Source organism: Pseudarthrobacter sp. DSP2-3-2b1, assembly GCF_049895945.1.
Classification (GTDB): Bacteria; Actinomycetota; Actinomycetes; order Actinomycetales; family Micrococcaceae; genus Arthrobacter.
In genome coordinates, this window is record NZ_JAFCTI010000018.1 from 21,842 (window position 1) to 47,616 (window position 25,775).

Consider the following 25,775-nt stretch of genomic DNA (forward strand, 5'->3'; position numbering starts at 1 on the left):
GCCGGCTCATCTGGTGGCAGAACCAGCCGCCAACATCCTGAAGCGGCCGTACCGCTGGGTCACCATCGGCGCCTGCGCCCTGGTGTTCCTGGCCGCATTCGAGTCACTCGCCGTGACCACCATCATGCCCGTTGTCAGCCGCGAACTCGACGGCGCCAGCCTGTACGCGCTGGCCTTCGCCGGACCGCTGGCCACCGGGGTGATCGGCATGGTGGCGGCAGGAAACTGGTCCGACCGGCGCGGACCCGCGGCACCATTGTTCGCCTCGGTGGCCTTGTTCGTGGTGGGTCTCCTGATTGCGGGCACGGCCGTGTCCATGCCGCTTCTCGTGTCCGGCCGGCTGGTGCAGGGCCTTGGCGGCGGTGCTCTGACGGTGGCGCTTTATGTGGTGGTGGCCCGTGTCTACCCGGCCGTACTCCACCCCGGGATCTTTGCCGCCTTCTCCGCTGCCTGGGTGATCCCGTCCCTCGTGGGCCCGTTCGCGGCGGGCATCGTTGCCCAGCTCCTGAGCTGGCACTGGGTGTTCCTTGGGGTGGTGGGACTAGTGGTTCCCGCCCTCGTCATGATTGTCCCCGTGCTCCGCGGCCTGGACCGGCAGTCCCCGGACGCCGACGTCCCACCTTGGGCGGTGGGCAGGCTGGGATGGGCCGGCCTCGCAGCGCTCGCGGTGCTGGGGCTGAACCTCTCAGCGGGTGCCACCTTCTTTCCGGCGGCACCGGCAGTCCTCGCCGCGGCCGCCGTCGTTGTGGCCCTTCTGGCGGTGCGCCCGCTGGTGCCCGGCGGAACCCTGCTCGCCCGCCGTGGCCTCCCGAGCGTCATCCTGACCCGCGGTCTGGCCGGAGCGGCGTTCTTTGGCGCCGAGGTGTATCTGCCCTACCTGCTGATCGAGGAGTACGCGTTTCCGCCGACGTTCGCGGGGCTGACCCTCACCGGCGGCGCGCTGGCCTGGGCCGGCGCCGCCGCCATCCAGGGCCGCCTGGGCGCCAGGCTGACTCACCGTGTGGCTGTGTGGAGCGGCGCGGTGCTGGTGCTGGGCGCCATCCTCCTCGCCCTGGTGACAACGGCACTGCACTGGCCCGCCGCCGTCGCCATTGCCGGCTGGATCTTCGCCGGCGGCGGCATGGGGCTGCTCTACCCGCGGCTCAGCGTTATGACCCTCGCCCTGTCCACCAAGGAGAACGAGGGCTTCAACAGCTCGGCCATGTCCATTTCGGATTCACTGGGCGGCGCGCTGGCGCTCGCCGCGACCGGGATCGTGTTCGCGGCATCTACGACGACGGCGGCCTCGTTCTCCGGCGTCTTCGCCCTGATGGCGGTGGTCGGCGTCGCCGCGGTGGCCGTTGCGCCGCGGGTCAGCAGGCCCGTAGGTCAGCCGCCGGCGGGTCAGTAGTCCGGGCGGGGGAGGACGTTGAAGTAGAGGTGCGTGACGCCGTCGCCCTCAATCACCCGGGTCCGTTCGAGTTTCACCGGGGCGCTGGCCAGGTGATCGAAGAACCGGATGCCGGAACCCAAAAGCCACGGCGCCAGGTTCACGCGGATCTCGGCGAGCAGTCCGGCGTCGAGCGCCTGCCGGATGATGTCCGGGCCGGCGAGGCCAATGTCCTTGTCCCCGGCGAGCTTTTCGGCCTCGGCCACGGCGTCCTGGAAACCGCTGGTGACGAAAGAATAGGGGACGCCGTCCCGCGGCCAGCCGTCCGGGATGGTGTGGCTGAGCACCACGATGGGACAGTCGATGGGATGGTTCCCGTCCCAGCCGTGGGTGATTTCGAAGATCCGGCGTCCCACCAGGAGTGCGCCCGCGGACATGGTCCGGCGGAGGTGCTCCGCGCTGGCTTCGGTGACGTGCCAGGTCATGTCCTGCCTGGCGGTGGGGACCTCCACGGGGCCGTTCTCGTACCAGTCGAACAGCCCGCCGATGCTGTCATCCGGCAGGGCGATGAACCCGTCCAGCGACATCGTCATTTCCGCCACAAGCTTTGCCATGGTGTTTCCTCCCGGGGTTGAGGGTTCCTGCCGAAGCTTTGGTCAGGAAAGCCGGGTGGCGCGGAGCACGGTATCGCCGATGACCGCTTCCCGTCCGTCCGGATCCGCCACCACCCGGTCGCGGGTTGTATTGACCTCCAGTTGCCACTCCGGCGAGTCCAGTCCGAGTTCCTGGACAAGCTGGGCGGGGGTGTAGAACATGTCCGGCTCGGTGTGGGTCTGGGTTCCCCACGGTGGCAGCATGTCCGGATGGTGGCCCACGATCAACAGGGTGCCGCCGGGTTTGACCGCCGATACAGCCGTCCGCAAAGGGTCCTGCCACCCCATGGTCCGGGAGTGCAGGAACTGCGAGGACACCAGATCGTACTTCTCGTCCGGCTGCCATTCCTCCAGGTCGCACTGCTGCCAGCGGATGCGGCTGGGAATGGCGCCGGGACCCTCCGCGTGCACGCTTTCGCGGTCCAGCGCCGTCTTCTCGTGCGCGGCCGCACGTTCCAGGGCGACGGCGGAAACGTCGACGGCGGTGACGGTCCAGCCCTGCTGGGCGAGCCAGATGGAGTCCGCACCCTCGCCGCACCCCACATCGAGGGCCTTGCCGGGGTGAAGCCCGGCGGCCTCGCGGACAAGCTGCGGGTTTGGCTTTCCGCTCCAGAGCTTCGGTGCGCTGCGGTACCGTTCGTCCCAGGCCTCTGCGGAGCTTTGCGCCGCTTCCTCCCCAAGCCCGATGGCGCCGTCGTCCGTTCTGTGATGGTGGTGGTCAGCACCCTGTTGCGTCATGCCTCAAGGGTGCCCCTGCCTTGCCCGCGAAAGCAACGGCTGCTGCTGGCTTCAGTGCGTTTGCGTGCGCGGCGGCCTCTGTGGACGGCCGGGCAGTCCGCTGCTGATAGACTGGTGGAACTTGATGTGCAGTGATGCCCACTTTTGTTCCGGTTCATCAACCGGTTCCCCTGCTGGAATCCTCGGATTCCGAGGCCAGGGAGTGGGATTTTTTCATGTGAGAGGCACATCCTGCGTCGATGAACGCGTTCTATTTGGTCCCGGCCGCCGTTTTGTAAAAATGGCAGCTGGCCGGTTGATCACCTGAGTTTTCTTCGGCGAAACCCCTGAGCCAACCGGCGTCGGGGGCCGATATCCGTATGGATACCGCCTGAAAGACCTTTATTTACATGACTACTTTCGCTGCCCTTGGCACGCCCAAAGAACTCGCCGATTCCCTCACCGCCCAGGGAATCACCGAGCCGTTCCCCATCCAGGTCAAGACCCTCCCGGACACCCTGGCAGGACGCGACGTCCTGGGCCGCGGCCGCACCGGCTCCGGCAAGACCATCGCTTTCGCCATCCCGCTTGTAGCACGACTCGCTGAGCGGGAAGCCAAGCACTTCCGCAAGCCCGGCCGCCCCATGGGCCTGGTCCTCGCACCGACCCGCGAGCTGGCCACCCAGATCAACGCCACCATCGAGCCGATGGCCAAGGCCATGGGCCTGAACACCACGGTGATCTACGGCGGCATCTCCCAGGCACGCCAGGAAAAGGCCCTGCGCGCCGGCGTCGACATCGTCATCGCCTGCCCGGGCCGACTGGAGGACCTGATCCGCCAGCGCATCCTGACCCTCGAGGCCGTGGAAATCACCGTCCTGGACGAGGCCGACCACATGGCCGACCTCGGCTTCCTCCCGGTGGTCAAGAAGCTCATGGACATGACCCCCAGCCAGGGCCAGCGCCTGCTCTTCTCCGCAACCCTGGACAACGGCGTGGACAAGATCGTCCAGCGCTACCTGTCCAACCCGCTGACCCACTCCGTGGATGACCCGCAGGCCGCGGTGACCACCATGGAGCACCACGTGCTGGTGGTCAACGATCAGACCGTCAAGAAGCAGCTGATCGTTGAGCTCGCCTCGGGTGCCGGCCGCCGCGTCCTCTTCATGCGGACCAAGCACCACGCCCGCAAGCTGGCCAAGACCCTGACCGACGCCGGGATCCCCGCCGTCGATCTGCACGGCAACCTTTCGCAGAACGCCCGTGACCGCAACCTGGCCGAGTTCTCCTCCGGTGACGTCCGCGTCCTGGTGGCCACCGACGTCGCAGCCCGCGGCGTCCACGTGGACGACGTCGAACTGGTCATCCACGTTGATCCCCCCACAGAGCACAAGGCTTACCTGCACCGCTCAGGCCGTACGGCCCGCGCCGGTTCAGACGGAACCGTTGTCACGCTGACCCTCCCGGAGCAGCAGAGCGACGTCAAGAAGCTCATGAAGGCAGCCGGCGTTGAAGTCAACTTCGAGCGCGTCACCGCCAACTCCCCGCTGGTTGCAGAACTCGTGGGCGAAATGGCCGACAAGATCGATCCCCGCACCCGTGCAGCACTGCTGGCCAAAAAGTCCGCACAGCAGGGCGGCGGCACCTCCACCGGTGCCAACGCCGAGCGCAAGCGTGCCCGCCGCACCACCCAGGCCGCACCCACCGCGGGTGGCCGTGGCGGACGTGGCGGACGCGGACGGGTTTCAGCCGAAGCCCCCCGCACCGATGTTCCCCGCGCCGAGCGCCGCGCTGTAGCTTTTGAAGGCCGCACCGAGGCCCGGGCAGCATTCGACCGCGTTGCCGAGCAGAACGAGGACCGCGCCATTGCAGCAGCCGCTGCACGCCGGAACTCCCGCGGCCGTGGCACTGCAGCCGCAACCCACCGCAACGACGTCCCCGCGGCAGGTGGCCGTGCATCGGCTGGCCGCGGTTCGGACGGACGCGCAGTGGATGGACGCACTGATTCCCGCGTAACCCGCAGCGATGCTCCCCGCGGCGGAACCGGTCGCCCGGCTTCCTCCGGACGCCCCGCTGCCTCAGGCGGACAGCGTGGCGGCCGTCCCGCAACCGGCCAGCGTGCAGCTGCAGGCGCCGGTGCAGGTGCCCGGACCGGTGGTGCCCGTACGGGTGGCTCCGGTACAGGTGGCCAGCGCTCCGCAGGCGCAGGTGCAGCCGGCGGCAACAAGGCAGTCTGGTCCTCCAACACCGGTGGTACTTCGGGTGGATCCTATGCAGGCAACGGTGGCGGTGGCCGCTCCGGTGAAGGCCGCCCGGCCCGCAGCGCAGGCCCCCGCCGCGCGTCAGCTCCGGCGTCGAACGAACGCCGCAGCCGCTAGGGAAAATCCTCAACCACAATCGAGTGCTCCGTAGACGCCCTTTAGAAGGTTCAAAAGGGCCGGTGCGGAGCACTCGATGAGTGTCTTAACGGGGGCTTTACCAGCCGCGGGTGCGCCACTCCGCAAGGTGCGGGCGTTCCGCGCCGAGCGTTGTGGGCTGGCCGTGGCCGGGGTGCACCACGGAGTCATCCGGGTACACCTCAAACAGCCGCTCGCTCACATCGGTGATCAGCTGCTTGAACCGCTCGGGATCCTTCTGGGTGTTGCCCACGCCGCCGGGAAAGAGTGAGTCCCCGGAGAAGATGTGGGCCGGCCCGTCCGGGTCCTGGTAAACCAGGGCCACCGAGCCGGGGGTGTGTCCCCTCAGGTGCACGGCGGTCACGTCGAAGCCGTCAAAGTTGCCCACATTCCCGTGGTCCAGCAAAACATCTACCTTCACCGGCAGTTCCGGGGCGTCATCCGTCCCGGCCGCGGTCCGCGCTCCTGTCGCTTCCACCAGGCCAGGCAATGCGCGGACGTGGTCCCAGTGCTGGTGGGTGCTGGCGATCAACTCAAGTTTGGGCGTTGCTGCGGTATCCGCGGCCGCGTCCTGCAGCAGCCCCTGGATGGCCGGAAGGTCATCCGCGGCATCAATCAGCAGTTGCGCGCCGGACTCCTTGGCGGTCAGCAGGTAGACGTTGTTGTCCATCTCGCTGACCGAGATCCGGCGGATGGTGATGTCCCGTAAGTCGTGAATGAGCGTGTCCATGGGGACCAGTTTATTCACGGCGGGTTTTATTCACGTCCTTCGGAGACCCAGTTCGGGTCCGCAGAGCGGGAGCCGACGACGGCGTCCGCGGCCTGATCCAGTACGTCGAGTTGCGCCGGGGTCAGGTCCAGGGACAGGGCGCCCAGGTTTTCATCGATCCGGTGCGTTTTGCGCGTGCCGGGGATGGGGACAACGGGCAGTCCCAGCCGCCGGCCCTGGGCAAGCAGCCAGGCGAGTGCCACCTGCGCGGGGGTCGCAGCCAGTTCGGCGGCGACCTGCGCGATGGCGGCCACCACTCCCTGGTTGGCATCGGCGGCGCCCTCGGCGAAACGGGGGATCCGGCGTCGGAAGTCATTGGCTCCCAAGCTGGACGCGTCCACGGTGCCGGTGAGGAATCCCCGGCCCAGCGGCGAATAGGGGACAAATCCCACGCCCAGTCCGGCCGCGGCAGGAACAACGTTGCGTTCCACGTCGCGGCTCCAGATGGACCATTCGCTCTGGACTGCGGCGATGGGATGCACTGCCTGGGCTTCGGCAAGCTCCTGCGCCGTCACCTCAGACAGGCCAAGGTGCTTGATCTTGCCCTGCTGCACCAGCCCCGCCATGGCATCCACGGTTTCCACAATCGGAACGCGGAGGTCACGGCGGTGCATGTAGTAGAGGTCGATCACGTCAGTGCCCAGCCGCTTCAGGCTGGCTTCCACCGCCTGCCGGACGTAGGCTGCGTCCCCGCGGATGTCCGTGTAGCCCGCCGTCGGTGTGCCCACCAGGGAGAACTTGGTGGCGAGCTGGACTTCGCCCCGCCGGTCCTTGAGCAGCCGCCCCACGAGTTCCTCGTTGCTGCCCCCGCCGTAGATGTCCGCGGTGTCAATAAAGCTGACGCCGGCGTCCACGGCATGGTGCAGGGTCTTGAGGGCCTCGTCCGGCCCAACCTCGCCGTAGACCGGGGTGAGGGCCATCCCGCCGAAGCCCAGGGGACTGACCTTGAGGCCGTCGCCGAGGTGTACCAGTGGTGCAGTCATGAGTGCGCTCCGTTCCTTGAGGACTTATCCCAGCCAAGAACCCCGCCGCGTGCAGAGGTATTCCGCGCGCGGGCCTTAGCCGGGGTCGCCGGGGGCATCGAGCGGCGAGATCTCGGCGTTATGGCCTGGGCTTAGCGCCGATACGTCGCCACTCGATTGCGGCGGTGATGCGGGGCGGCCTAATGCCAGGGGATGATCCGGTCCGCACCTTGGCGGGTGGCCTCGATCAGCACGGCGTTAGCCTCGTCCGGGCCCTTCGCCCAGGCCTCGGCCGCGGCCCGCTCCATGCCAAACTCCACATGGCGGTCCACCAGCCGGGCGAGCCGCAGTTCAAGAGGCGTGTCCATGAACCAGACCTCGTCCAGCTGTGCCCGGACGTCCTTCCACTGCGGCGGCGCGGCCAGCAGGTAGTTGCCTTCGGTGATCACCAGCGGCACGGAGACCGGGACGGCGATGGACGCGGCGACGGGCTCGTCCAGGGTGCGCCGGAATTCCGGGGCGTACACCACTGCCTCGTCCCGCCGCGCCAGCCGCTGCAGCAGCGAGAGGTACCCGCCGGCGTCGAACGTGTCCATTGCCCCTTTGCGCTGCCGGAGCGGTGTGCCGTCGATGATCGCGTTGCCCAAGTGGAAGCCGTCCATCGGAACCACAACCGCCAGTTCCGGCCCGAACTGTTGCTGGAGCCAGGCGGCGAAAGTCGATTTCCCGGAGCCCGGCGAACCCGTGATGCCCAGCAATGTCCGCCGCCCGCCGGCCAATCGAAGGCGCAGGGCAGCCACAGCATCGGTGATCTCGGGGGAGTCCATGGGAAAAGCCTAGACCGGGCGCTGAGTCTCCCCACCTTTCCCGCCCACGACAGGCATGACGACAGCGGTTCGCCGGGACACGCCGCGGGCGAGCCTCAAAGGTGGGGAGACCCGGCAGGGGCTTTGGAAGAGTCAGCGACGCCCTTCGCACCGGCAGGGAGCGCCTTCAGCCCGGCTGCGCAGCCCACGATCCCGGCAATGAACAGCACCTTCAGGACGCTGAAGGGTTCGACGCCGGTGGCCATCGCCCAGCCCACCGTCAGGGCAGCGCCGATCCCCACCCAGACGGCGTAGGCGGTGCCGAGCGGGATGCTGCGGATGGCCAGTCCCAGGCCGATCATGCTGAGCGTGGCTGTCACAGCGAAAATAAGGGTCGGCAGCGGCCTTGTGAAGCCGTCGGACAGGCCCAGGGCCGTGGCCCACACGGCTTCGAGCACGGCGGAGGCAAGCAACAGGAGCCACGCAACGGAACGCGGGTTCATCACGCCACCACCTTCAGGCCCACCACGCACGCGGCGATGCCGGCGAGCAGGAGCAGGCGCGCCGCCGTCGGGCGTTCAACTTTGGTGATGATGGCGTAGGCGGAGGTCAGCACCACGCCCACCCCCACCCACACGGCGTAGGCGGTGCCGGTGGGGATGGCCTGCATGGCGAAGGCGAGGCCGGCCATGCTGGCGAGGACGGAGACCAGAAAAAGGAGCGCTGGCGCGATCCGGCGCCGGCCCTGAGCTTGGAAGGTCCGGTGCAGGGCGGCGGCCCAGACGGCCTCGAGCGCCCCGGAAAGAATGAGGATTAACCACGACATGACAGATCCTTTGGCCAGTCTTGTCGCGTGCCGGGTACTGAACCGTCGTCCGGAGACTCCGATGGGGGAGTCTTGGATCCAAGCCTAGCAACGCCCGACGGCGGGTGGCCACGTTGGTGGCCAACCTCACCGCCGGGCGGCGGACCTTCCTGCGGCCTTCGGCCCGCGGCCGGCTTAGAGGGCGCCGCCTGCTGCCGCGGGGGCCGAGCTGTCGCGGCCGCCGTCGCCGATGGTTTCGCGGGCGATGAAGTTCTCGATGTCGAACAGGTTGTCCGCGCGTTCGGCGATGTTCAGCAGGGTGGTCATCGAGGCGACCTCCTCCACCTGCTCCTTGAGGAACCAGAGGATGAACTGCTCGCCGAGGGCGTCGTCCTCGCCGCGGGCGGCCCGGAAGAGGGACTCGATGTCGCGGGTGACTTCCTTCTCCTGCTGCAGGGCAAGAGCCAGCGGCTCGGTCACGGAGGAGAAGTCGTTGCGGACGGTGGGGACACCGGGAATGGTGAAGGGGATGTCGCGGTCCAGCATGTACTGCACCATCATCATGGCGTGGTTCCGTTCCTCCACCGACTGCCGGTAGAAGTAGCGGGCCAGTTGCGGGAGGTCCTGGTTGGCGAACCAGGTGGCCACGGCAATGTACTGCTGCGAGGCCGCGAACTCGTTGCCGATCTGGGTGGACAGAAGCGCGTTAAAGGAGGTGGTCATAGCCCGAGTTTAGGGTCGGGACGCGGCAGTGGCCAGTGTGGGAAGGCTCGGATAACGGAGGCGAGGCTACCCTGCCACGCGGTCGATCGACACCACTGCAAGGAAACCGCGGCCCAGGATTTCGGGGGAGCGGACATCGGAACCGACGACGGCGTCGTAGCGGCCCAGTGCCTCGGGCTCCGGTGCCGGGGCTGCTTCGGTTTCGGCATCCGTCGCGCCGTCGTCCTCCGCGGCGCCCGGACTGACTGTTGCCTGGCCCTGCAGCAGCACGGCCAACTGCCCCTCGAAGACGGGGTGCGCGCGCTTTTTGGAGAGCTCAATGATGGACGTAAAGCCCTTGTAGGTGTCACTTCGGGTGACCACGTTCAGGTTGCGGACGTCCCCGGTGGGGAGGGCGCCGTGGGATGCGGCTTCCCCGGAGAATCTGAAGGGACGGTACTTTTCGAGTGGATGTTCGGCGCCGTCCACGGTCAGCAGGAGGAGTTCGCCGTCGATCACCGTCAGGACGCGCTCCATTCCCGGGAACGTGGAGAAGTCCCCGGCCTTGGTGACATCGGCGATGCTGACACGCCAGTCCCAGGCGCCGTCCTGTGCCGAGGCGGCCTTGGGGTGGCTGGCCAGCTCCCGGGTCACACCGCCCTTGTTGCGCCACGGTTCGTTCTTGAGCTCTGCAAAGCGGATGATCTCCATCTGACCAGCCTAGTTGTTGCCGGACCCCAGCGGCCCTACGGCAAGGGCGTGGCATGCTGGGTGGATGCGCCTGGGAATCACCACTGAACAGAACCGGCTGCTGGCAGCGTGGCTCGGTGATTTCAGGCTGGTGCGGGATTACTCCTGGCCCCTTCAGGACACCACGGTGCTCCACGTTGTCACACCGGCCGGAGCGTTCATCGTCAAGGCGAGCACCACGAGCCACCACATCCGCCGAGAAATCTCCGCCCACGCTGTGGGATTTGACGGGCTTGAAGGCCGCGTTCCTGCGCTGCGGCACGCGTCCGCGGAGGCGGGAATGCTGGTGACGGAATTCCTGCCCGGGACGCTGGTCGAGGGGACACCGGCCGAGAACGATCCGGAAACTTACCGCCAGGCGGGGGAACTGCTGAGGAAAATCCACCAGCCGGCGGGGGACTCGCTTCACTACGCCAAGGCCCTGGCCACAAAGACCCGCGCGTGGATGGACCGCGCCCACGGGCTACTGGCGGAGACGGACCTCAAGCGCCTCGAGGACCAACTGGCTGGCCTGAATCCGGGCGCCGTCCCGATGGTAACCACGCATGGCGACTACCAGCCAAGGAACTGGCTGCAGGACAACGGGCAGATTAAGGTGATCGACTTCGGCCGCGCCGAACAACGTCCGTGGGTCCACGACCTCGTCCGCCTCACGCACCAGCAGTTCGTCCACCGGCAGGGCCTGGCTGAGGCATTCCATGAAGGGCTGGGCAGGACTGTAGGGCCGGCGGAAGCTGACCTGTGGCGCCTGGAAAATCTGAACCAGGCCGTTGGGACCGTGGTGTGGGCCCACCAGGTGGGCGACGCAGCTTTCGAAGAGTCCGGCCGGGGCATGGTGCATCGTGTGCTGTCCGGAACCTGACGGGACGGGCAGCAGAGGCGCCGGAGCCGTGTGCCTGCTAATCTCCTCCGGGGGGACAACACGAAGTCAGCCTGAAGGAGCCGGGAATGTTCGTTAAAGTCTGTGGTCTTAGTACGCCCGAATCTGTCCGGGAGGCCGTCGAGGCCGGAGCGGACGCCGTCGGCTTTGTCCTGACAGCCAGCCCCCGGGCGGTCTCGCCGTCCCAGGTCGCCCGGCTGAAGGCTGACATCCCCGACGGCGTGGTGGCAGTGGGAGTCTTCCGGCACGAACCCGTTGCGGACGCCGTGACGATCGCCCGCGCCGCCGGCCTGGAGTGGATCCAGCTGCACGGGGACCTCACCCCGGAAGACGTCACCACTGTCCACGACGCCGGCATGAAGCTGATCAGGGCAGTGACCATGGCAGCGACGGCGGACGCGTTCGCCGACTGGGGCGAGGAACTCCTGCTGATCGATGCCGCCGTACCGGGATCCGGCGAAACATGGGACTACGGCTCCATGGTGGACGTGACAGAGCTTCAGGACCGCAAATGGCTGCTAGCCGGGGGATTGGATCCGGACAACGTCAGCCAGGCTGCTGCCGCATCCGGGGCCTGGGGTGTGGACGTCTCCTCCGGCGTCGAGGTTTCCCGAGGTGTGAAGGACCTGGCCAAGATCCGTGCCTTCGTCCAGGCTGCCAAGGGCTGAGGGTTTCAGGGACCAATCAGGGCAGACCCCTACGTTTTTGTCTGACCCCGCAGGGCACAATGGACAGATGAAGACACTGCTCAACATCATCTGGCTGGTATTCGGCGGGTTCTGGCTCGCCCTGGGCTATTTCATGGCCGGCGTCATCTGCTGCCTGCTGATCGTCACCATTCCCTGGGGCATCGCATCGTTCCGGATCGCCGCCTACACCCTGTGGCCGTTCGGGCGCATGGTGGTGGACAAGCCGGGCGGGACAGGCGTGTTCTCGCTGCTGGGGAATGTGATCTGGCTTGTGGTGGCGGGCATCTGGATTGCAATCGGCCACGTGCTGACCGCATTCGCCATGGCCGTCACCATCATCGGGATCCCGCTGGCCATCGCCAACCTCAAACTCATCCCGGTAAGCCTCATGCCGCTGGGCAAGCAGATCGTTCCCACCGACAGGCCGTTCATCACGGCGTACCGGTAAGCGCTGACTCGTCAGGCCAGCTCGCCCATCAGGTTCCGCCGCGCGGCGTCCGCCCAGAGCTCCTGCGCGCGCCCGCTGTGGAACAAAGGTTCCAGGCCCAGCAATTGACGGACGACGGCGGCGCGCCCGGCGGCGAAATCGGCGTCGCCGATGTGCGCGTAATCTTCCCGGACGGCGGCCACATAGCGGGCGTAGGGCTCAGGCTCGCCGCCGAGAACTGACAGGTCGGCGTCGCTGAGGAGGGCGCCGTCGTCGTCCCCGTGGTCCGGGCGGTGGTCCGATGTCAGGCGCACCAGCCTGGCCACCTCCTCGACTTCCGCGTCCGGGAGCCCGGCATGGGCCAGCCGCTCCTCGGCGAGTCGGGCGGATTCCTCCTCGTCCTGGCCGGCCACTCCGCGGTACACGGCATCGTGGAACCAGGCCGCGAGCAGCACAGTCCGGGGCGGCTCGGCGGGATCGGACAGCAGGTCCAGGGCCTCGAGCACAGCCAGCAGGTGGGTGCAACCGTGATACCGGCGGTGTTCCTCGCTCCAGCGGTCCAGGAGGTCCAGGAAGAGGGCATCGTGGCCGGGCATGATGGCCTCCCAGCGGTTCAGCAGCGGAACTTTCAGCGATTTGTTCCGCTGCCGGGCCGGGATGCGGAGCCCGCTGGCAATGAGTATGCGCACCAGGATCCTCGCCTCCACGGGGATGGCGCCGGCGGCCACCAGGTCCTCGAACCGGCGCTCCGGGACGTCGTAGTGGTCGCCGTCGAACGCCCGCTCCGGGATGCCTGCGGCAGCGCAGAAGGCATGCAGCTCGTCCAGCGATGTGTCCGAAATAAGGTGCGAGAAGTGCGTTCCGTGGGCCGGCCACAGGGGCGGATCCAGGTAAATCGACATGTAGGAAGTCTAGTGCGGCCGGGCCTGTGGGTCTGCGCGGCTGTTGGCTGCGTCCGCCGGTCAGGAACCCGCGGGCAGGATGTTCTGGTTGCCGCGGAAGATGTTCTGCGGGTCGAATTCACGTTTGACCCGGGCCAGCCGCGCGTAGTTGCCGTTCCCGAACGCGGCGCGGATGCGGTCCTGCCCCTCGTTGCCGATGAAATTGAGCCACACGCCGCCCGTGGCGTAGGGGGAGATCTTGCCGCGGAAGTCCTTCACCCACGCCTTGGCGCGCTCGCCTCCCTCCGGCGTGGGGGAGATTCCGTAGGGGTGGCTGACCCAGGCAGCGTTCCTGTTGATCAGTGGCGTGGCGGCCGCCGCGTTTCCTCCCACGGCTCCGCCCCACCGTGCGAGGAGTTGCTGGGACGTCGCATCGGGGAGGTTCCTGGCAGATTCCACAAACAGGTCCAGTGCCGCGTCGGGAAGTTCGTCATGGTAGTCCGCGCTCCAGTAGTTGTAGTGGTCCGGTGGATCGTCCAGGGAGCCGTTGAACTCCGCGTAAGGCGTGTCGCCGACCAAGTCCACTGCCGGACCGAGTTCGCGGAACGGCCTGGCATGCTCCGAGCCTTCGTCTGTCTCGCCGGCGTACACGTAGGCCACCAGGACGGCCATCTTTCCGACCATTTTCTCGGGCACAAACGGCTCGGCCGGTGCTGTCACGTACAGGAGCGCCAGGCCAACCCCATCCGGTGCCGCCAGGGCGAGATCCCTGAACGCCCGCGAAACGTCGGTGGCCTCCTCGCCGGGCCACAGCCACATCCCCGCATGCACCACCGGACCAAGCCGGTGCCCCTGGAAGGTAAACGACGTGGCCACCCCGAAGTTGCCGCCCCCGCCATGGAGCCCCCAGAAGAGTTCCGGATTCTCCCGTGCACTCGCGGTGACGCGCTCGCCGTCGGCCGTTACCAGGTTGACGGAGACGAGGCTGTCGCACGCGAACCCGAACGAGCGCTCCAGCCAGCCGGACCCGCCGCCCAGGGTGAAGCCGGCGATGCCGGTGGTGGAGGCCCGTCCGCCGGTCACGGCGAAGGCATGCTGCTGGGTGGCGCGGTCGAATTCGCCCCACGTGACGCCGGCTCCGGCGGTGATGATGCCCGATTCCGGGTCCACATCGATTGATTTCATCGGCCGGACGTCAACCACCAGGCCGCCATCGTTCGTGGACATTCCCGCCACCGAGTGGCCGCCGGCGCGGACGGCAATAGCCAGTGAATTTCCGCGTCCGTACCGGAGAGCTTCAGCCACCTCGGTGTCGGTTGAGCACTGGGCGATGACCGCCGGGCGCCGGTCAATCATGGCGTTGAAAACTTTGCGGGCGGGCTCGTACTCGGGGCTGTCAGGCTTGATCCACTTCATCACAAACGCTCCTCAGCGAGTGCGGCTCTTCCCCTGAACTAAGGGTAGGACCTTGGTCCATGACGTTCCAGAGGCACACCTTCGACGATGCCCGCATCGAGATGCCAACCCCAGCTCGTAGGAGGATCAGCGGCGAATTTTCGCCGAATAAACCGCACATGCGGAATAGTATGGTGCAATGCCCACGATTCGCGTCTCCGAAGCAGCACGTTTCCTTGGCGTCAGCGATGACACCGTCAGGCGCTGGACGGAAAACGGCAGCCTTACCCCGGTGAAGGACGACGCCGGCCGGCTGGCGGTGGACGGACTCGAACTTGCCCTGCACGCCCAGAAGCTCGCCCAGTTGCCGGAGGATCCCCACCGCGCCGGGAGTTCCGCGCGCAACCGGTTCGTCGGCCTGGTCACGGGCATCACCGCGGACAAGGTCATGGCCCAGGTTGAACTCCAATGCGGGCCGTTCCGCGTGGTCTCGCTGATGAGCAGCGAAGCCGTCCGCGAGCTGGGACTTGAGCTCGGTTCCGTGGCTACTGCCGTGGTCAAGGCCACCACAGTCATCATCGAAACCCCGCACGGCAAGGGATCCGCATGAAGAGCACCCTTACGGCGTGGGCCGGATCGGTGCTCCTCGTGCTGGCCCTCGCCGCCTGCGCTCCGGCGGCACCGGGAGGAACGAACGACGACGGCGCGGCAAGTCAGCGGAGAACGCTCACCGTGTTTGCGGCCGCCTCCCTCAAGGGAGCCTTCACGGACCTGGCCGGGAAATTCGAAGCAGCCAATCCGGGAACACAAGTCACCCTCAGCTTCGCAGGTTCGGCCGATCTCGTCACCCAGATCAGCCAAGGCGCTCCGGCAGACGTCTTCGCCTCGGCCGACACCCGGAACATGGCCAAATTAAGGAACGAAGGCCTCGTAGGCGGCGAACCCCGGGATTTCGCTGCCAACACCCTCGCCATCGTTGTACCGGCGGGGAACCCCGCAGGCATCACCGGCTTCGGCGACCTCGGCAGGCAGGGCATCAAGGTAGTGGCGTGCGCCAATCAAGTGCCCTGCGGTGCCGCCGCCAAGATGATCGAGCAGGAGACCGGCACCACCCTCAAGCCCGTGAGCGAGGAATCCTCCGTCACCGACGTCCTGGGCAAGGTCACCTCAGGGGAGGCCGACGCCGGGCTGGTCTACATGACGGATGCCAAAACCGCGGGCACCAAGGTGGAACAGATCCCCTTCCCGGAGGCCGCCAAAGCCGTCAACACCTACCCCATCGCCGCCGTAAAGGGCGCCGGCAACAGACCGGCGGCCGACGCCTTTGTGGAGTTTGTCCTCGGCGCGGAAGGCCAGGCTGTCCTGGCCGCCGCGGGCTTCGGCGCACCATGAACCGGCGCACCGTGACAGAGCATATCGTGAACCGCCGCACCGTAAAGCCCCGCAGGCCAGCCACGTACACCGGCATCCCCGGCTGGATCTATGCCGTGGCCGCGGCAGGGGCGCTGTTGGTGGTGCTGCCGCTCATTGCCATGGTGGCAAGGGTCAACTGGGCGCAGTTCATCCCGCTTGTCACCTCGGAGTCTTCATTGGCTGCCCTCGGCCTGAGCCTCCGCACCTCGGCCGCCAGCACCGTCCTGTGCATAGTCCTCGGGGTCCCGCTTGCGCTGGTCCTAGCCCGCGGCAGCTTCCGCGGCCAGCGGGTCCTGCGCTCGCTGGTCCTCCTGCCGCTGGTGCTTCCGCCGGTGGTGGGCGGCATTGCCCTGCTGTACACCTTCGGCAGGCAGGGACTCCTGGGCAGGACCCTGGAAGTGGCCGGTATCCAGATCGCGTTCTCCACCACCGCCGTGGTCCTGGCCCAGACGTTTGTTGCGCTGCCGTTCCTGGTGGTCAGCCTCGAGGGGGCTCTCCGCACCGCGGGGCCAAAGTACGGGGCCGTAGCCGCCACTCTCGGCGCCAGCCCCAGCACGGTTCTGCGCCGGGTCACCCTGCCGCTGGTTCTGCCCGGTCTGGCCTCAGGGGCGGTACTGTCCTTCGCCCGCAGCCTGGGTGAGTTCGGCGCCACCCTCACATTCGCTGGCAGCCTTCAGGGGGTGACCCGGACGCTGCCGCTGGAAATCTACCTGCAGCGCGAAACAGATGCCGATGCCGCCGTCGCACTATCGCTGGTCCTTGTAGCCGTCGCAGTGGCCGTGGTGGCCCTCGCCTACCGCGGTTCCGGCGTGCCTGGCCGGGAAAGTACGACGACGGCGCCCGCCCGGGGCGGGGATGCCCGGTGACGTTCACGGTTGAGGCAGCCGTGGCCGCCCGCGATTTCGACGTCTCCCTGACGGTGGGCCCCGGCGAAACCGTGGCGGTCATGGGACCGAACGGTGCAGGGAAGTCCACGCTGCTGAATGTCATCGCGGGACTGCTGCAGCCGGATTCGGGCAGGTCCGCACTGGACGGTAAAGCGCTTTTCGATCTCACAGACGGCCGGAACCAGTGGACAGCCCCGCACCGGCGCGGCACCGCACTCTTGGCCCAGGAGCCGCTGCTTTTTCCGCACCTGACTGTGCTGGAGAACGTGGCCTTCGGCCCCCGGAGCGGCGGTGTTGCCAAACGCGCCGCCACCGACTCGGCCCTGCATTGGCTCGCCGAAGTGGAGGCCACGGAACTGCAGTCCCGCCGCCCCACGGAGCTGTCCGGCGGCCAGGCGCAGCGCGTAGCCGTGGCGCGCGCGCTCGCCGCCGAGCCCGGCCTCCTCCTGCTCGATGAGCCGTTGGCTGCACTGGATATCCACGCAGCGCCGTTGCTCCGAAGGCTCCTCAAACGTGTGCTCGCGGGCCGCCGCGCCATCATCATCACGCACGACGCCCTTGACGCCCTGATGCTGGCGGACCGCGTGATCATCCTCGAGGACGGCCAAGTCAGCGAGGAAGGCCCCACCCGTGACGTCCTGCAGCGCCCGCGGAGCCGGTTTGCGGCGGGGCTGGCGGGACTCAACTTCGTGACGGGACAGATCACCGAACACGGCCTCCTCGCAGGAGCCCTGAATCTCTACGGACAGCACGATGACCTCCCCGGCCCGCTCCCCACCGGGCAGCCGGGCGTGGCTGTCTTCCCGCCGTCGGCCGTTTCCATCTTCCTCACCGAGGCGCACGGGAGCCCGCGGAACTCCTTCGCCGTCACCATCACGGACCTCGAGCCGCACGGCGACGGCATCAGGGTCCGGGCCGGGGAGGGCGGGCTGCTCAGCGCCGATATCACGACGGCGGCCGCCGCCGATCTGCGGCTGGCACCTGGCATGCAGGTCTACTTCGTGGTCAAAGCCGGAGCAGTGGCGATCTACCCCGCCTGAACCAACGCTCTCTCACATCCTGCGCCTTTTGGGCGGACGCTCTCTCACATCCTGCACGCCGGATGCAGGTAGGCTGGTCAGCGTCGTCCGGTAGCGGCGGCCGTATTGGGGGAACCATATGAAGAAGATGACGACGGCGGCTGCCGTCCTGGCGCTGCTGGCCGGCCTGACCGGATGCAGCCTGTTTCCGTCGCCGCCGGACATCGCGCCGGCAACGCCCGTCTCGGTCCTGCCGCCCGAGTGTCCATTCGTAGGCAGCGATGACGTGATGCCGGTCCGGATCCCCAAGGGGACGCCGCGCGAATCCATCGGAAGTGTCCTGAACTCTTACAGCGGCTGGCTTAATGCCGGCTCCGAGCTGGTCACGGCGTGGAGCCCGGGAACGGCAGTCCCCGAAAACTGCGTGGCTGAACTCGCAGCCAGGAACGCCGAGGTTTACGCCAACAACCTGTTCACCACCCACACCGACGTCGCCTGGCAGCAGTACTTTGCCGCGGTGAAGGTGCTCAACCAGCAGAACCTCGCGGCGGTCCGCAAGGCGCAACCGGAGCTGGGCGGGCGCGGCACGTTCGAACTGCTGCAGGAGATCGACTCGAGCGCTACGGACAACGGTACTTTCCTGAAGTTCGACGCCGTCTACCGCCCCGCAGTGGCCGGACAGGAGAACTGGGAGGGCTGGGATACCAAAACGCGGTGGTACGTGGAGCTGGTTCCGGCAGGAGAGTTCCTCGTCATCAACTACATCGAGCAGACCCCGGCCCCCGGCTAGGCCTTGAGCCGGCGGGTTGCATCAAGGACGGTCTGGAGGGTCTGCAAGGCCTCTTCAAAACGCTGCTCACCTGCGTAGGCACCCCAAAGCTGTTCCATTTCGCGTACTTTGGCGGACGCCTCCCGGAGGAGTTGCAGGCCACGCGACGTCGGGAAAATGAGCTTGGCCCGGGCATCGGCAGGATCGGGCCGGCGTTCCAGGTAGCCCAGTTTCTGCAGCTCGTTGACCAGTTCAGACGTAGCCGCGAGGCTGAGCTGTGCCCGTGCCGCCAAGGCGGTCAGGCGGATTCCCTTGGTTCCGATGTTGCCGGTGATCTGCAGATGGGCCGGGCGAAGGTCCCCATAGCCATGCGATTCTGCCTCAGCCAGGAGCTCACGCCGGAACTCGCTGAGCAGGCGCACCAGAAGCTGCCCAACAGGAAGTCGCGGGGGCTGCGAATCCCTTGACGCCGGGGTGGTCATGGAGGAAACTTTATCTCATAAAGCTTCGGATTCCGAAGTAAAATCCTGCGGTAGCCACACTTGGGATGACAGATCCTCCGGAGGCCGGACATGTTTCCTCAAACTTCCTCGGTCATGATTGACACAACCCTCGGTCCTCTGGCGGTCCGCCGCACGGGCAGCGGGCCGCCGGCTGTGTTGTGGCACAGCCTGTTCGTCGATTCCCGGACCTTCGATGACGTCCTGGCGGACCTCGGCGGGCAGCGCGAGCTTTTCCTGGTGGACGGCCCCGGACATGGGGACAGCCCGGGGCCTCGCCGGCTTTATTCGCTAGAGGACTGCGCCGCCGCAGCCGGACAGATTCTTGACGCCCTGGACATCACGGTTCCGGTGGACTGGGTGGGTAACGCCTGGGGTGGGCATGTGGGCATCGTTTTTGCGGACAGGTACCCTGCGCGCTGCCGGACGCTGACCACCATAGGCACGCCGGCATATCCGCTGTCGAGGGCGGAGCGCAGGCAGGCGGCCCTACTCGTTTACCTCTACCGCGTGGTTGGCCCGGGTCCTTTCAGCAGGACAATAGCGGCGGCGCTCGCGGGACGGGACGCGGCGAAGACGGCACCGCCGGCTGCCGCCGCCGTCAGTGCGGCGTTCCGCAGAGGCGACAAGACCGGCAAATACTGGGCCATGCAGTCGGTGATGCTGCACCGTTACGACCTGCGGCCCGTCCTGCCGCGGCTGCAGGTCCCCACCTTGATGCTGGTGGGCCGCGACGATCCGATGAATGATCCGCAGGAGGCTGAGCGTGCAGCGCGGACCGTCCCCGGTGGCCAATTCGAGCGCGTTCCGGGAGCCGGTCACGTGGCTCCGCTGCTGGTTGCACCCCGGGAAGTAGCCGAACGCGTCCTGGCCTTTTGGGCGGGCAACAGGTCCCGGGGTCAGGCCCAACCTTCGCGGAGCATGCCATGAAGACGGGCCCGCTACATTCCGGGCATGTCCAGGAACTCGTAGACCTGGATGCTGGCACCGGGCATCATCAGGTGCGGGTGCCCGTCGAGCAGCGCCTGGGCCCCGGCCAGGTCTTCGGCCTGGATGATGCCGTAGCCGCCGATGTGGTTTGAGCTGCTGACTTCCGAGACTCCCGTGGCGGTGATTTCCTTGCCCTCCCCGAGCGGATTTCCCATGTCCACGAGGCCGGTTCCGGCGCGGTCAGCCCACTGCATCCAGGCCTTCATCCCTTCCTGGGCGGCTTCCGGCGTGCTCTGGGCCATCTGTTCCTGGGCTGACTGCGGTGCGATGTAAAGAACAGCAAATTTCTTCATGGCAATCCTCCGCTTGACTGGCCGGGGCACCGTTGCCGCCGGACACAACGATCCTAGGATGATTCCCCGGGCGGCGATACAGTGCAAGGAAGATCACCGGCCCAGCCAGCGTTGCCCGGACTTACGGGTTCGCTGTCGGCAAAATAGGTGCCAAAGAAACCGCACGTCAGGGTTGAGCGTACTAGACTCAACTTAGCGATTACGTAAACCCGGAAGGAGCTCTCTTTGGACGTCAAATTCACCACCAAGAGCCAGGAGGCTCTGTCCACTGCGGCCATGAACGCCTCCACGGCCGGCAATCCGCAGGTGGAGCCCGCACACATTCTTAAGGCACTGATGGATCAGCGGGAGGGTGTCGCCGTCGCACTTCTCCGCGCCACCGGGGCTGACCCGGACGCCGTGAGTGTCCAGGCAAGCACGGCCATCAAGGCGCTACCGGCAACGTCCGGCGGTTCCACTCAGCAGGCCCAGCTGTCCCGGCCTGCCCTGCAGGCCATCCAGAATGCCAAGAACGAGGCGGACCGCCTGGGCGACACGTTTGTCTCCACCGAGGTCCTGTTGCTGGGGCTCTCGGCCGGGAGTGACGCCGTCGGCCGTTTAATGCGCGACGCCGGTGCCTCCCATGAGGCGCTGCTCGCTGCCCTGCCGGGTGTCCGCGGTGACCGCAAAGTCACCAGTCCGGACCCGGAGAACACTTTCCAGTCGCTCGAAAAGTTCGGCACCGACCTGACGGCGATGGCGCGTTCCGGGAAGCTGGATCCGGTGATCGGGCGGGACAACGAAATCCGGCGCATCATTCAGGTGCTCAGCCGCCGCACCAAGAACAATCCGGTCATCATCGGCGAACCCGGGGTGGGCAAGACCGCGGTGGTGGAGGGACTTGCGCAGCGGATTGTCCAAGGCGACGTTCCCGAAAGCCTGCGCGGTAAAACCCTGATCGCCCTGGACCTCGCCTCCATGGTGGCCGGGGCCAAGTACCGCGGCGAGTTCGAGGAGCGGCTCAAGGCGGTGCTCGAGGAGATCAAGAGCTCCGAAGGCCAGATTGTCACCTTCATTGACGAGATCCACCAGGTGGTGGGCGCCGGTGCCAGCGGTGAATCCTCGATGGATGCCGGCAACATGCTCAAGCCCATGCTGGCCCGCGGGGAGCTGCGCCTGATCGGTGCCACCACCCTGGATGAGTACCGCGAAAACATCGAGAAGGATGCGGCGCTGGAACGGCGCTTCCAGCAGGTCTACGTGGGTGAGCCCAGCGTGGAGGACACCATCGGAATCCTCCGCGGGCTGAAGGAACGCTACGAGGCGCACCACAAGGTGACCATCGCTGACTCAGCGCTCGTTGCCGCCGCCACGCTGTCCAACCGCTACATCTCAGGCCGCCAGTTGCCGGACAAGGCCATCGACCTGGTGGATGAAGCCGCGTCCCGGCTCCGCATGGAGATCGATTCCGCACCGGAGGAGATCGACCAGCTCCGGCGCCAGGTGGACCGGCTGACCATGGAGGAGCTTGCCCTCGAAGGCGAAAGCGACCCTGCCTCCGTGGAGCGGCTGGCAGCGCTCCGGGCAGACAAGGCGGACAAGACAGAAGAACTGGATGCACTCAACGCCCGCTGGGAGGCCGAGAAGGCCGGGCTGAACCGGGTGGGTGACCTGAAGGCGAAGCTGGACGAACTCCGGTCCACCTATGACAAGGCCGCACGTGAAGGCGATCTTGAAACGGCATCCCGCGTGCTCTACGGCGAGATCCCGGCCCTGGAACGTGAACTGAGTGCAGCCGCAGCCGCGGAGGAAGCCAACACGGACAAATCCAGCCAGATGGTCGCTGAACAGGTCACTGCAGACGATATTGCAGAGGTCATTTCCGCCTGGACGGGTATCCCCGCCGGCCGCATGCTGCAGGGCGAAAGCCAGAAGCTGCTGCACATGGAGGAGGAGCTCGGCAAACGGCTGATCGGCCAATCCAAGGCTGTTACGGCCGTGTCCGATGCCGTCCGCCGTGCACGGGCAGGCATCAGCGATCCCAACCGCCCCACGGGTTCGTTCCTGTTCCTGGGCCCCACCGGCGTGGGCAAAACCGAGCTCGCCAAGTCCCTCGCGGACTTCCTGTTCGACGACGAACGCGCCATGGTGCGCATCGACATGTCCGAGTACGGCGAGAAGCACTCCGTGGCCCGGCTCGTCGGCGCCCCTCCCGGCTACGTGGGGTACGAGGAGGGCGGCCAGCTGACTGAGGCCGTCCGCCGCCGGCCGTACTCCGTCATCCTGCTGGACGAAGTTGAAAAGGCCCACCCCGAGGTATTCGACATCCTTCTGCAGGTGCTCGACGACGGCCGCCTTACCGACGGCCAGGGCCGCACCGTGGACTTCCGCAACGCCATCCTGGTGCTGACGTCCAACCTGGGCAGCCAGTTCCTGGTGGACCCGACGCTGGATCCCGCGGCCAAGCGGAACGCCGTGATGGCCACGGTCAACGCGTCCTTCAAGCCCGAATTCCTGAACCGGCTGGACGAGGTGGTGCTGTTCGACGCCCTGACAGTGGACGAGCTGGCGCACATCGTCGAACTCCAGGTGGCCGAGCTCGGCAAGAGGCTTCATGACCGCCGGCTCAGCCTGGACGTGACTGAAGGCGCCCGCGCCTGGCTGGCCATGTCCGGCTTCGATCCTGCTTACGGTGCCCGGCCGCTGCGGCGGCTGGTGCAGCGGGAGATCGGCGACCGCCTGGCCAAGGCCATCCTGGCCGGGGACATCGCGGACGGTGACACCGTGCTCGTTGACGCCGCGGCCGACGTCGACGAACTCACCGTTGATGGGCTGGAGGCCAAGACAGGGCCCGACGGCGGTGCTCCCGCCGGCACCGGACTGGTGGTGCGGCGGAAGGAATAGGACTTTCGCTCAGGCTTTGTTGGGGTTTGTGGCCTGGCCGTCCAGCCATAGCTCATCGGAGGCGTCACTGTGGGTGCCGCCTGACCCGACATGTTTGTCGTCAATCTTCGGGCCGTTTTTGATGACATGCACGAGCGCCATCCCATGGCCCCGGCCGAGTCCGTAGTCTCCCTTCAGCCAGTCCGTGATGGTTCCCGCTTTTGTGGCGGGATCGCCGTACCCCCGTGCTTGGGCCAAAGTGACCAGTTCGCGCGGAGTGAGGCCGGTCTTGTCTTCAATCGTGTCGAGGTAGGCCTGGAATGACATGGACGTTCCTTCGGTTGCAGGTAACCCGTGATGTCCTGAATCCTAGCCAACGCCACTACTGCCCCGGTGCCCTTTCAACCTTGACAACTTGATGGCGGCCGAGGATCGTCGTGAACAAAGGCCTAGGAGAAGAGGTCTGCGATGACGGTTCAGGGACGCCGGTCGCGTGGGTGGGCGGCCCGGCATGAAATTCTGCTTTACCTGGTCTTGGCTTACGCGATTTCCTGGAGCATCTGGCCTCTTGTGCTGATGAACCCGGCGAGCAGCCCACTGGTGCCCTTCGGGCCCGGACTGGCCGCGGTCCTGGTTGCCTTCCTGGCGGGTGGCCGCGCGGGCCTGTCCGGTCTCCTTCGCCAGCTCGGGCGGTGGCGCGTCAACCCTGCATGGTACGGCGTGGCTTTGGGCGTGCCGTTTGCCGTTACAGCCCTGGCCTTGGGTGCTGCCGTGGCGGCTGGAGCTCCGGTTCCAGCCTGGGAGCCGTCTGACGTGCTGCAAATCGCCGGATCCCTCGCCGTCACGATCGTCATCGTGGGCATTTTCGAGGAGCTGGGCTGGCGGGGTTTCCTGCTTCCACGGCTGCAACGCGGCCGGAGCGCCTTAGCGGCCGCATTGATCGTGGGGCTGGTGTGGTTGCCATGGCATCTTCCGGAATTCGTATCCGATCCGGGTCAGCGTCCCCTGGCACCGTTCGCGATCTATGTCTTCGCGCAGTCGGTGCTGCTCGCGTGGCTCTACAACAGCACGCAGGGAAGCCTGCCGATAGTCATCCTGTTCCACGCCGCCTTCAACAGCTTCGCCCAGGTCTTCCTCTCCGGAGTAGAGGCGAGCCAGTACCTCGTGGCATGGTGGGCAATGGCCGGCCTGATCACGGTCCTGACGCTGGCCGTCGTGGGATATGCAGGCAGCCACAACCTGGTCAGGGGACGTCAATCCCGGCCCGCCGCCGCATCGCGCTAGACTTCGATCATGACCGGTGCCCCGCCCCGTCTTCCAGCCTGGCTCGCCGCCCTGGCGATCCTCCTTGCGGGCTGCGCGCCTGCGGTGGGCCTCGACGACACCACCCCCGTTCAGCCGTCTCCGACCTCCTCGGCCCAGCCAGCCGCCGTCGGCCTCGCCCCTCAGCAGACCCCCATCCCGACACAGGTTCCCACGCCCACCGCGGTCCCCACGCCCACCGCGGTCCCCACGCCCACCGCGGTCCCCGCGCCGCCGCCGGTACCGCAGGCGTTCGCCTTCAACCTGTATCAGGAGGGGGACTTTGTGCCGCAGTACACCTTCGACTGGTGTGTTGCCGCGAGCATTCAGATGGCGCACAACCTCATCGACGACACCGGTGGCGGCACCTGGACTGATCGCACCCAGCAAAGTGAACTGTGGGAGATGGCCCGGGCGCGGTCTTCGAACTCGTTCAACGGCGCCAACCCGCTCGGTTGGGCGCAGGTGCTGACCGAGGTGGGGATGGGGCCGTATTCAGTGGTCAGCGTCGCCGACTACGATGTGGCGCTTCAGACCGCCGCCCGCGCCATCACGGACACGGGCAGGCCGGTGGGACTGGTCATGTGGAGTGGCCGCCACGCGTGGGTGATGAGCGGGTTCGAGTCGGTCGGCGATCCCGGGCAGTTCGCGGAGTTTGCGGTCACTGGCGTCCGCGTCCAGGATCCGCTCTACCCGCACGGCAGCGGGCAGTGGGGTCCGTCGCCCGCGCCCAACAGCCTGTTCACCCCGGAGCAGCTGGCGACGCAGTTCGTGGTCCGCGAGCCGCGACGCTGGAGCAGCGAACTGCCGGCCGGCTACATGCTGGTGCTGCCGGTCGCCCAGCCCTGAGCTGACCGAGGTAGGAAGCGGTAGCTAGGCGGCCCGGGGACCTGCCGCATGTCCGGATACGCGCTGGCCGCCGGACGCCGTAAGGCGGGCGCCTGTGCGGATGATCCACCATCCCAGTGTGGCCATGACCAGTCCGATGGGAATCCCGTAGGGCGGCAACCCGGCGTTGTAGCCGAGGATACCCGCGGCAACGAACAGCAAACCGATCCACGCGGGGAACATGTGGGACCGCCAGCCGGCAATGCCAAAGACCATCCAGCCGACGGCGAAAAGAACGTAACTCGACAGCCCGCCGATCACCAGCATCCCGGACCCGCCGGCAAGGATCGCCCCGGGTGCGACGTCGGCAATCCAGGGACCGGCGAAGCCGTCAAACCACATGTTGCCGGCCATGTCCAGGGTGCCCACAAGGGCGAAACAGAATGCGACGGCGCCCAGTCCCCGCGCGCGGTCGCCCAGCCTGTAGTAGACGGACACCAGGGCCAGGACAAGCCCGATGAACACCACCCAATACAGGGCGTTGGTTACTTGGAAGGGCGTCTGCCTCATCATGTCGATCCGGTCGAGGCTTTTGTCGGCAGCGAGCAGGCGGGACACGTCCACGGCGGCGAAGACGAGGCCCGATACAAGCGCGATGGGGCCGGCAGCTGGAGCTAGCGGTGAGGCCATTTTTCCTCCTGACTCGGGGTG

29 protein-coding genes and 1 riboswitch are annotated in these 25,775 nt (G+C 67.0%); of the genes, 14 read left to right on the top strand and 15 right to left on the bottom strand.

Annotated features, from left to right (window positions below; all coding sequences use genetic code 11):
• The first annotated feature begins 13 nt into the window (after nucleotides 1-13).
• Nucleotides 14-1,390, top strand: coding sequence for an MFS transporter (locus ACP7AX_RS17795; protein WP_426228350.1), 1,377 nt, complete (start codon nucleotides 14-16; stop codon nucleotides 1,388-1,390).
• Here ACP7AX_RS17795 and ACP7AX_RS17800 read toward each other — a convergent pair.
• Entirely contained in the window at nucleotides 1,384-1,983 is a 600-nt protein-coding gene (locus ACP7AX_RS17800; RefSeq protein ID WP_426228352.1) for a dihydrofolate reductase family protein, read from the bottom strand. The two genes, ACP7AX_RS17795 and ACP7AX_RS17800, sit on opposite strands and share 7 nt — an antisense overlap.
• A gap of 42 nt (nucleotides 1,984-2,025) precedes the next feature.
• Nucleotides 2,026-2,760, bottom strand: coding sequence for a class I SAM-dependent methyltransferase (locus ACP7AX_RS17805; protein ID WP_426228354.1), 735 nt, complete (start codon nucleotides 2,758-2,760; stop codon nucleotides 2,026-2,028).
• Between the two features lie 389 nt (nucleotides 2,761-3,149).
• On the opposite strand from ACP7AX_RS17805, the gene ACP7AX_RS17810 reads away from it, so the two are divergent.
• A complete protein-coding gene (locus ACP7AX_RS17810) occupies nucleotides 3,150-5,117 on the top strand; it encodes a DEAD/DEAH box helicase (RefSeq protein ID WP_131683187.1) in 1,968 nt (655 codons plus the stop codon).
• Between the two features lie 97 nt (nucleotides 5,118-5,214).
• Here the strand turns inward: ACP7AX_RS17810 and ACP7AX_RS17815 are convergent, their stop codons facing one another.
• The 7 genes from ACP7AX_RS17815 to ACP7AX_RS17845 form a co-directional block, all read right to left on the bottom strand.
• The gene (locus tag ACP7AX_RS17815; protein ID WP_426228357.1) at nucleotides 5,215-5,865 is read right to left on the bottom strand and encodes an MBL fold metallo-hydrolase; all 651 of its coding nucleotides are present in this window, start codon (nucleotides 5,863-5,865) and stop codon (nucleotides 5,215-5,217) included.
• A gap of 26 nt (nucleotides 5,866-5,891) precedes the next feature.
• Entirely contained in the window at nucleotides 5,892-6,887 is a 996-nt protein-coding gene (locus tag ACP7AX_RS17820; RefSeq protein WP_426228359.1) for an aldo/keto reductase, read from the bottom strand.
• Nucleotides 6,888-7,066: 179 nt separating this feature from the next.
• A complete protein-coding gene (locus ACP7AX_RS17825) occupies nucleotides 7,067-7,693 on the bottom strand; it encodes a nucleoside/nucleotide kinase family protein (protein WP_426228361.1) in 627 nt (208 codons plus the stop codon).
• 95 nt (nucleotides 7,694-7,788) lie between these two features.
• Entirely contained in the window at nucleotides 7,789-8,175 is a 387-nt protein-coding gene (locus ACP7AX_RS17830) for a DMT family transporter (protein ID WP_426228363.1), read from the bottom strand.
• Complete coding sequence (locus tag ACP7AX_RS17835) at nucleotides 8,175-8,498, bottom strand: DMT family transporter (RefSeq protein WP_426228365.1); 324 nt, start codon at nucleotides 8,496-8,498, stop codon at nucleotides 8,175-8,177. The genes ACP7AX_RS17830 and ACP7AX_RS17835 overlap by 1 nt, the downstream gene beginning before the upstream one ends.
• A 9-nt stretch (nucleotides 8,499-8,507) precedes the next feature.
• A riboswitch (guanidine-III (ykkC-III) riboswitch) is annotated at nucleotides 8,508-8,574 on the bottom strand.
• A gap of 98 nt (nucleotides 8,575-8,672) precedes the next feature.
• Nucleotides 8,673-9,200: a ferritin gene (locus tag ACP7AX_RS17840; protein WP_426228367.1), complete on the bottom strand. Its 528-nt coding sequence runs from the start codon at nucleotides 9,198-9,200 to the stop codon at nucleotides 8,673-8,675.
• A gap of 66 nt (nucleotides 9,201-9,266) precedes the next feature.
• Complete coding sequence (locus ACP7AX_RS17845) at nucleotides 9,267-9,890, bottom strand: HutD/Ves family protein (protein WP_426228369.1); 624 nt, start codon at nucleotides 9,888-9,890, stop codon at nucleotides 9,267-9,269.
• Nucleotides 9,891-9,954: 64 nt separating this feature from the next.
• Between ACP7AX_RS17845 and ACP7AX_RS17850 the strand changes: the two genes are divergently transcribed.
• The 3 genes from ACP7AX_RS17850 (at nucleotide 9,955) to ACP7AX_RS17860 (ending at nucleotide 11,946) form a co-directional block, all read left to right on the top strand.
• Entirely contained in the window at nucleotides 9,955-10,791 is an 837-nt protein-coding gene (locus tag ACP7AX_RS17850) for a phosphotransferase family protein (RefSeq protein WP_426228371.1), read from the top strand.
• A gap of 86 nt (nucleotides 10,792-10,877) precedes the next feature.
• Nucleotides 10,878-11,477 (top strand): phosphoribosylanthranilate isomerase, encoded by a 600-nt coding sequence (locus tag ACP7AX_RS17855; RefSeq protein ID WP_426228373.1) that lies wholly within the window; start codon nucleotides 10,878-10,880, stop codon nucleotides 11,475-11,477.
• Nucleotides 11,478-11,544: 67 nt separating this feature from the next.
• Entirely contained in the window at nucleotides 11,545-11,946 is a 402-nt protein-coding gene (locus ACP7AX_RS17860; RefSeq protein ID WP_131683179.1) for a YccF domain-containing protein, read from the top strand.
• A gap of 11 nt (nucleotides 11,947-11,957) precedes the next feature.
• Here the strand turns inward: ACP7AX_RS17860 and ACP7AX_RS17865 are convergent, their stop codons facing one another.
• Together ACP7AX_RS17865 and ACP7AX_RS17870 are read right to left on the bottom strand one after the other, a co-directional pair.
• Nucleotides 11,958-12,827, bottom strand: coding sequence for a DUF4031 domain-containing protein (locus tag ACP7AX_RS17865; RefSeq protein WP_131683178.1), 870 nt, complete (start codon nucleotides 12,825-12,827; stop codon nucleotides 11,958-11,960).
• A 60-nt stretch (nucleotides 12,828-12,887) separates the two neighbouring features.
• The gene (locus ACP7AX_RS17870; RefSeq protein WP_426228376.1) at nucleotides 12,888-14,222 is read right to left on the bottom strand and encodes an FAD-binding oxidoreductase; all 1,335 of its coding nucleotides are present in this window, start codon (nucleotides 14,220-14,222) and stop codon (nucleotides 12,888-12,890) included.
• Nucleotides 14,223-14,400: 178 nt separating this feature from the next.
• On the opposite strand from ACP7AX_RS17870, the gene ACP7AX_RS17875 reads away from it, so the two are divergent.
• The 5 genes from ACP7AX_RS17875 to ACP7AX_RS17895 all read left to right on the top strand — a co-directional run bounded on the left by ACP7AX_RS17875 (nucleotide 14,401) and on the right by ACP7AX_RS17895 (nucleotide 18,310).
• Complete coding sequence (locus ACP7AX_RS17875) at nucleotides 14,401-14,811, top strand: TOBE domain-containing protein (RefSeq protein WP_426228378.1); 411 nt, start codon at nucleotides 14,401-14,403, stop codon at nucleotides 14,809-14,811.
• Nucleotides 14,808-15,593 carry a molybdate ABC transporter substrate-binding protein gene (gene modA / locus ACP7AX_RS17880; protein ID WP_426228380.1) on the top strand — a complete coding sequence of 262 codons (786 nt, stop codon included), beginning with the start codon at nucleotides 14,808-14,810 and terminating at the stop codon, nucleotides 15,591-15,593. Before ACP7AX_RS17875 ends, modA begins: the two co-directional genes overlap by 4 nt.
• Before the next feature lie 11 nt (nucleotides 15,594-15,604).
• Nucleotides 15,605-16,480 (top strand): ABC transporter permease, encoded by an 876-nt coding sequence (locus ACP7AX_RS17885; RefSeq protein ID WP_426228382.1) that lies wholly within the window; start codon nucleotides 15,605-15,607, stop codon nucleotides 16,478-16,480.
• A complete protein-coding gene (locus ACP7AX_RS17890; RefSeq protein ID WP_426228384.1) occupies nucleotides 16,477-17,541 on the top strand; it encodes a sulfate/molybdate ABC transporter ATP-binding protein in 1,065 nt (354 codons plus the stop codon). The genes ACP7AX_RS17885 and ACP7AX_RS17890 overlap by 4 nt, the downstream gene beginning before the upstream one ends.
• A gap of 118 nt (nucleotides 17,542-17,659) precedes the next feature.
• On the top strand, nucleotides 17,660-18,310 hold the full coding sequence (locus tag ACP7AX_RS17895; protein WP_426228386.1) for a hypothetical protein: 651 nt from the start codon (nucleotides 17,660-17,662) through the stop codon (nucleotides 18,308-18,310).
• Here the strand turns inward: ACP7AX_RS17895 and ACP7AX_RS17900 are convergent.
• Nucleotides 18,307-18,771 carry a MarR family winged helix-turn-helix transcriptional regulator gene (locus tag ACP7AX_RS17900; protein WP_426228388.1) on the bottom strand — a complete coding sequence of 155 codons (465 nt, stop codon included), beginning with the start codon at nucleotides 18,769-18,771 and terminating at the stop codon, nucleotides 18,307-18,309. The genes ACP7AX_RS17895 and ACP7AX_RS17900 overlap by 4 nt on opposite strands.
• 114 nt (nucleotides 18,772-18,885) lie before the next feature.
• Between ACP7AX_RS17900 and ACP7AX_RS17905 the strand changes: the two genes are divergently transcribed.
• Nucleotides 18,886-19,719: an alpha/beta fold hydrolase gene (locus tag ACP7AX_RS17905; protein WP_426228390.1), complete on the top strand. Its 834-nt coding sequence runs from the start codon at nucleotides 18,886-18,888 to the stop codon at nucleotides 19,717-19,719.
• An 11-nt stretch (nucleotides 19,720-19,730) separates the two neighbouring features.
• On the opposite strand, the gene ACP7AX_RS17910 is transcribed toward ACP7AX_RS17905, so the two are convergent.
• Nucleotides 19,731-20,072: a YciI family protein gene (locus ACP7AX_RS17910; RefSeq protein ID WP_131683160.1), complete on the bottom strand. Its 342-nt coding sequence runs from the start codon at nucleotides 20,070-20,072 to the stop codon at nucleotides 19,731-19,733.
• A 225-nt stretch (nucleotides 20,073-20,297) separates the two neighbouring features.
• On the opposite strand from ACP7AX_RS17910, the gene clpB reads away from it, so the two are divergent.
• Nucleotides 20,298-22,955 carry an ATP-dependent chaperone ClpB gene (clpB, locus tag ACP7AX_RS17915; RefSeq protein WP_426228392.1) on the top strand — a complete coding sequence of 886 codons (2,658 nt, stop codon included), beginning with the start codon at nucleotides 20,298-20,300 and terminating at the stop codon, nucleotides 22,953-22,955.
• A 9-nt stretch (nucleotides 22,956-22,964) separates the two neighbouring features.
• Here the strand turns inward: clpB and ACP7AX_RS17920 are convergent, their stop codons facing one another.
• Nucleotides 22,965-23,261: a DUF4287 domain-containing protein gene (locus ACP7AX_RS17920; protein ID WP_426228394.1), complete on the bottom strand. Its 297-nt coding sequence runs from the start codon at nucleotides 23,259-23,261 to the stop codon at nucleotides 22,965-22,967.
• Between the two features lie 249 nt (nucleotides 23,262-23,510).
• On the opposite strand from ACP7AX_RS17920, the gene ACP7AX_RS17925 reads away from it, so the two are divergent.
• Both ACP7AX_RS17925 and ACP7AX_RS17930 read left to right on the top strand, forming a co-directional pair.
• Nucleotides 23,511-24,218 (top strand): CPBP family intramembrane glutamic endopeptidase, encoded by a 708-nt coding sequence (locus ACP7AX_RS17925; RefSeq protein ID WP_426228396.1) that lies wholly within the window; start codon nucleotides 23,511-23,513, stop codon nucleotides 24,216-24,218.
• A gap of 9 nt (nucleotides 24,219-24,227) precedes the next feature.
• Nucleotides 24,228-25,085: a hypothetical protein gene (locus ACP7AX_RS17930; RefSeq protein WP_426228398.1), complete on the top strand. Its 858-nt coding sequence runs from the start codon at nucleotides 24,228-24,230 to the stop codon at nucleotides 25,083-25,085.
• Between the two features lie 24 nt (nucleotides 25,086-25,109).
• Here ACP7AX_RS17930 and ACP7AX_RS17935 read toward each other — a convergent pair whose 3' ends face one another.
• Nucleotides 25,110-25,754, bottom strand: coding sequence for a hypothetical protein (locus ACP7AX_RS17935; protein WP_426228400.1), 645 nt, complete (start codon nucleotides 25,752-25,754; stop codon nucleotides 25,110-25,112).
• Between the last annotated feature and the right edge of the window lie 21 nt (nucleotides 25,755-25,775).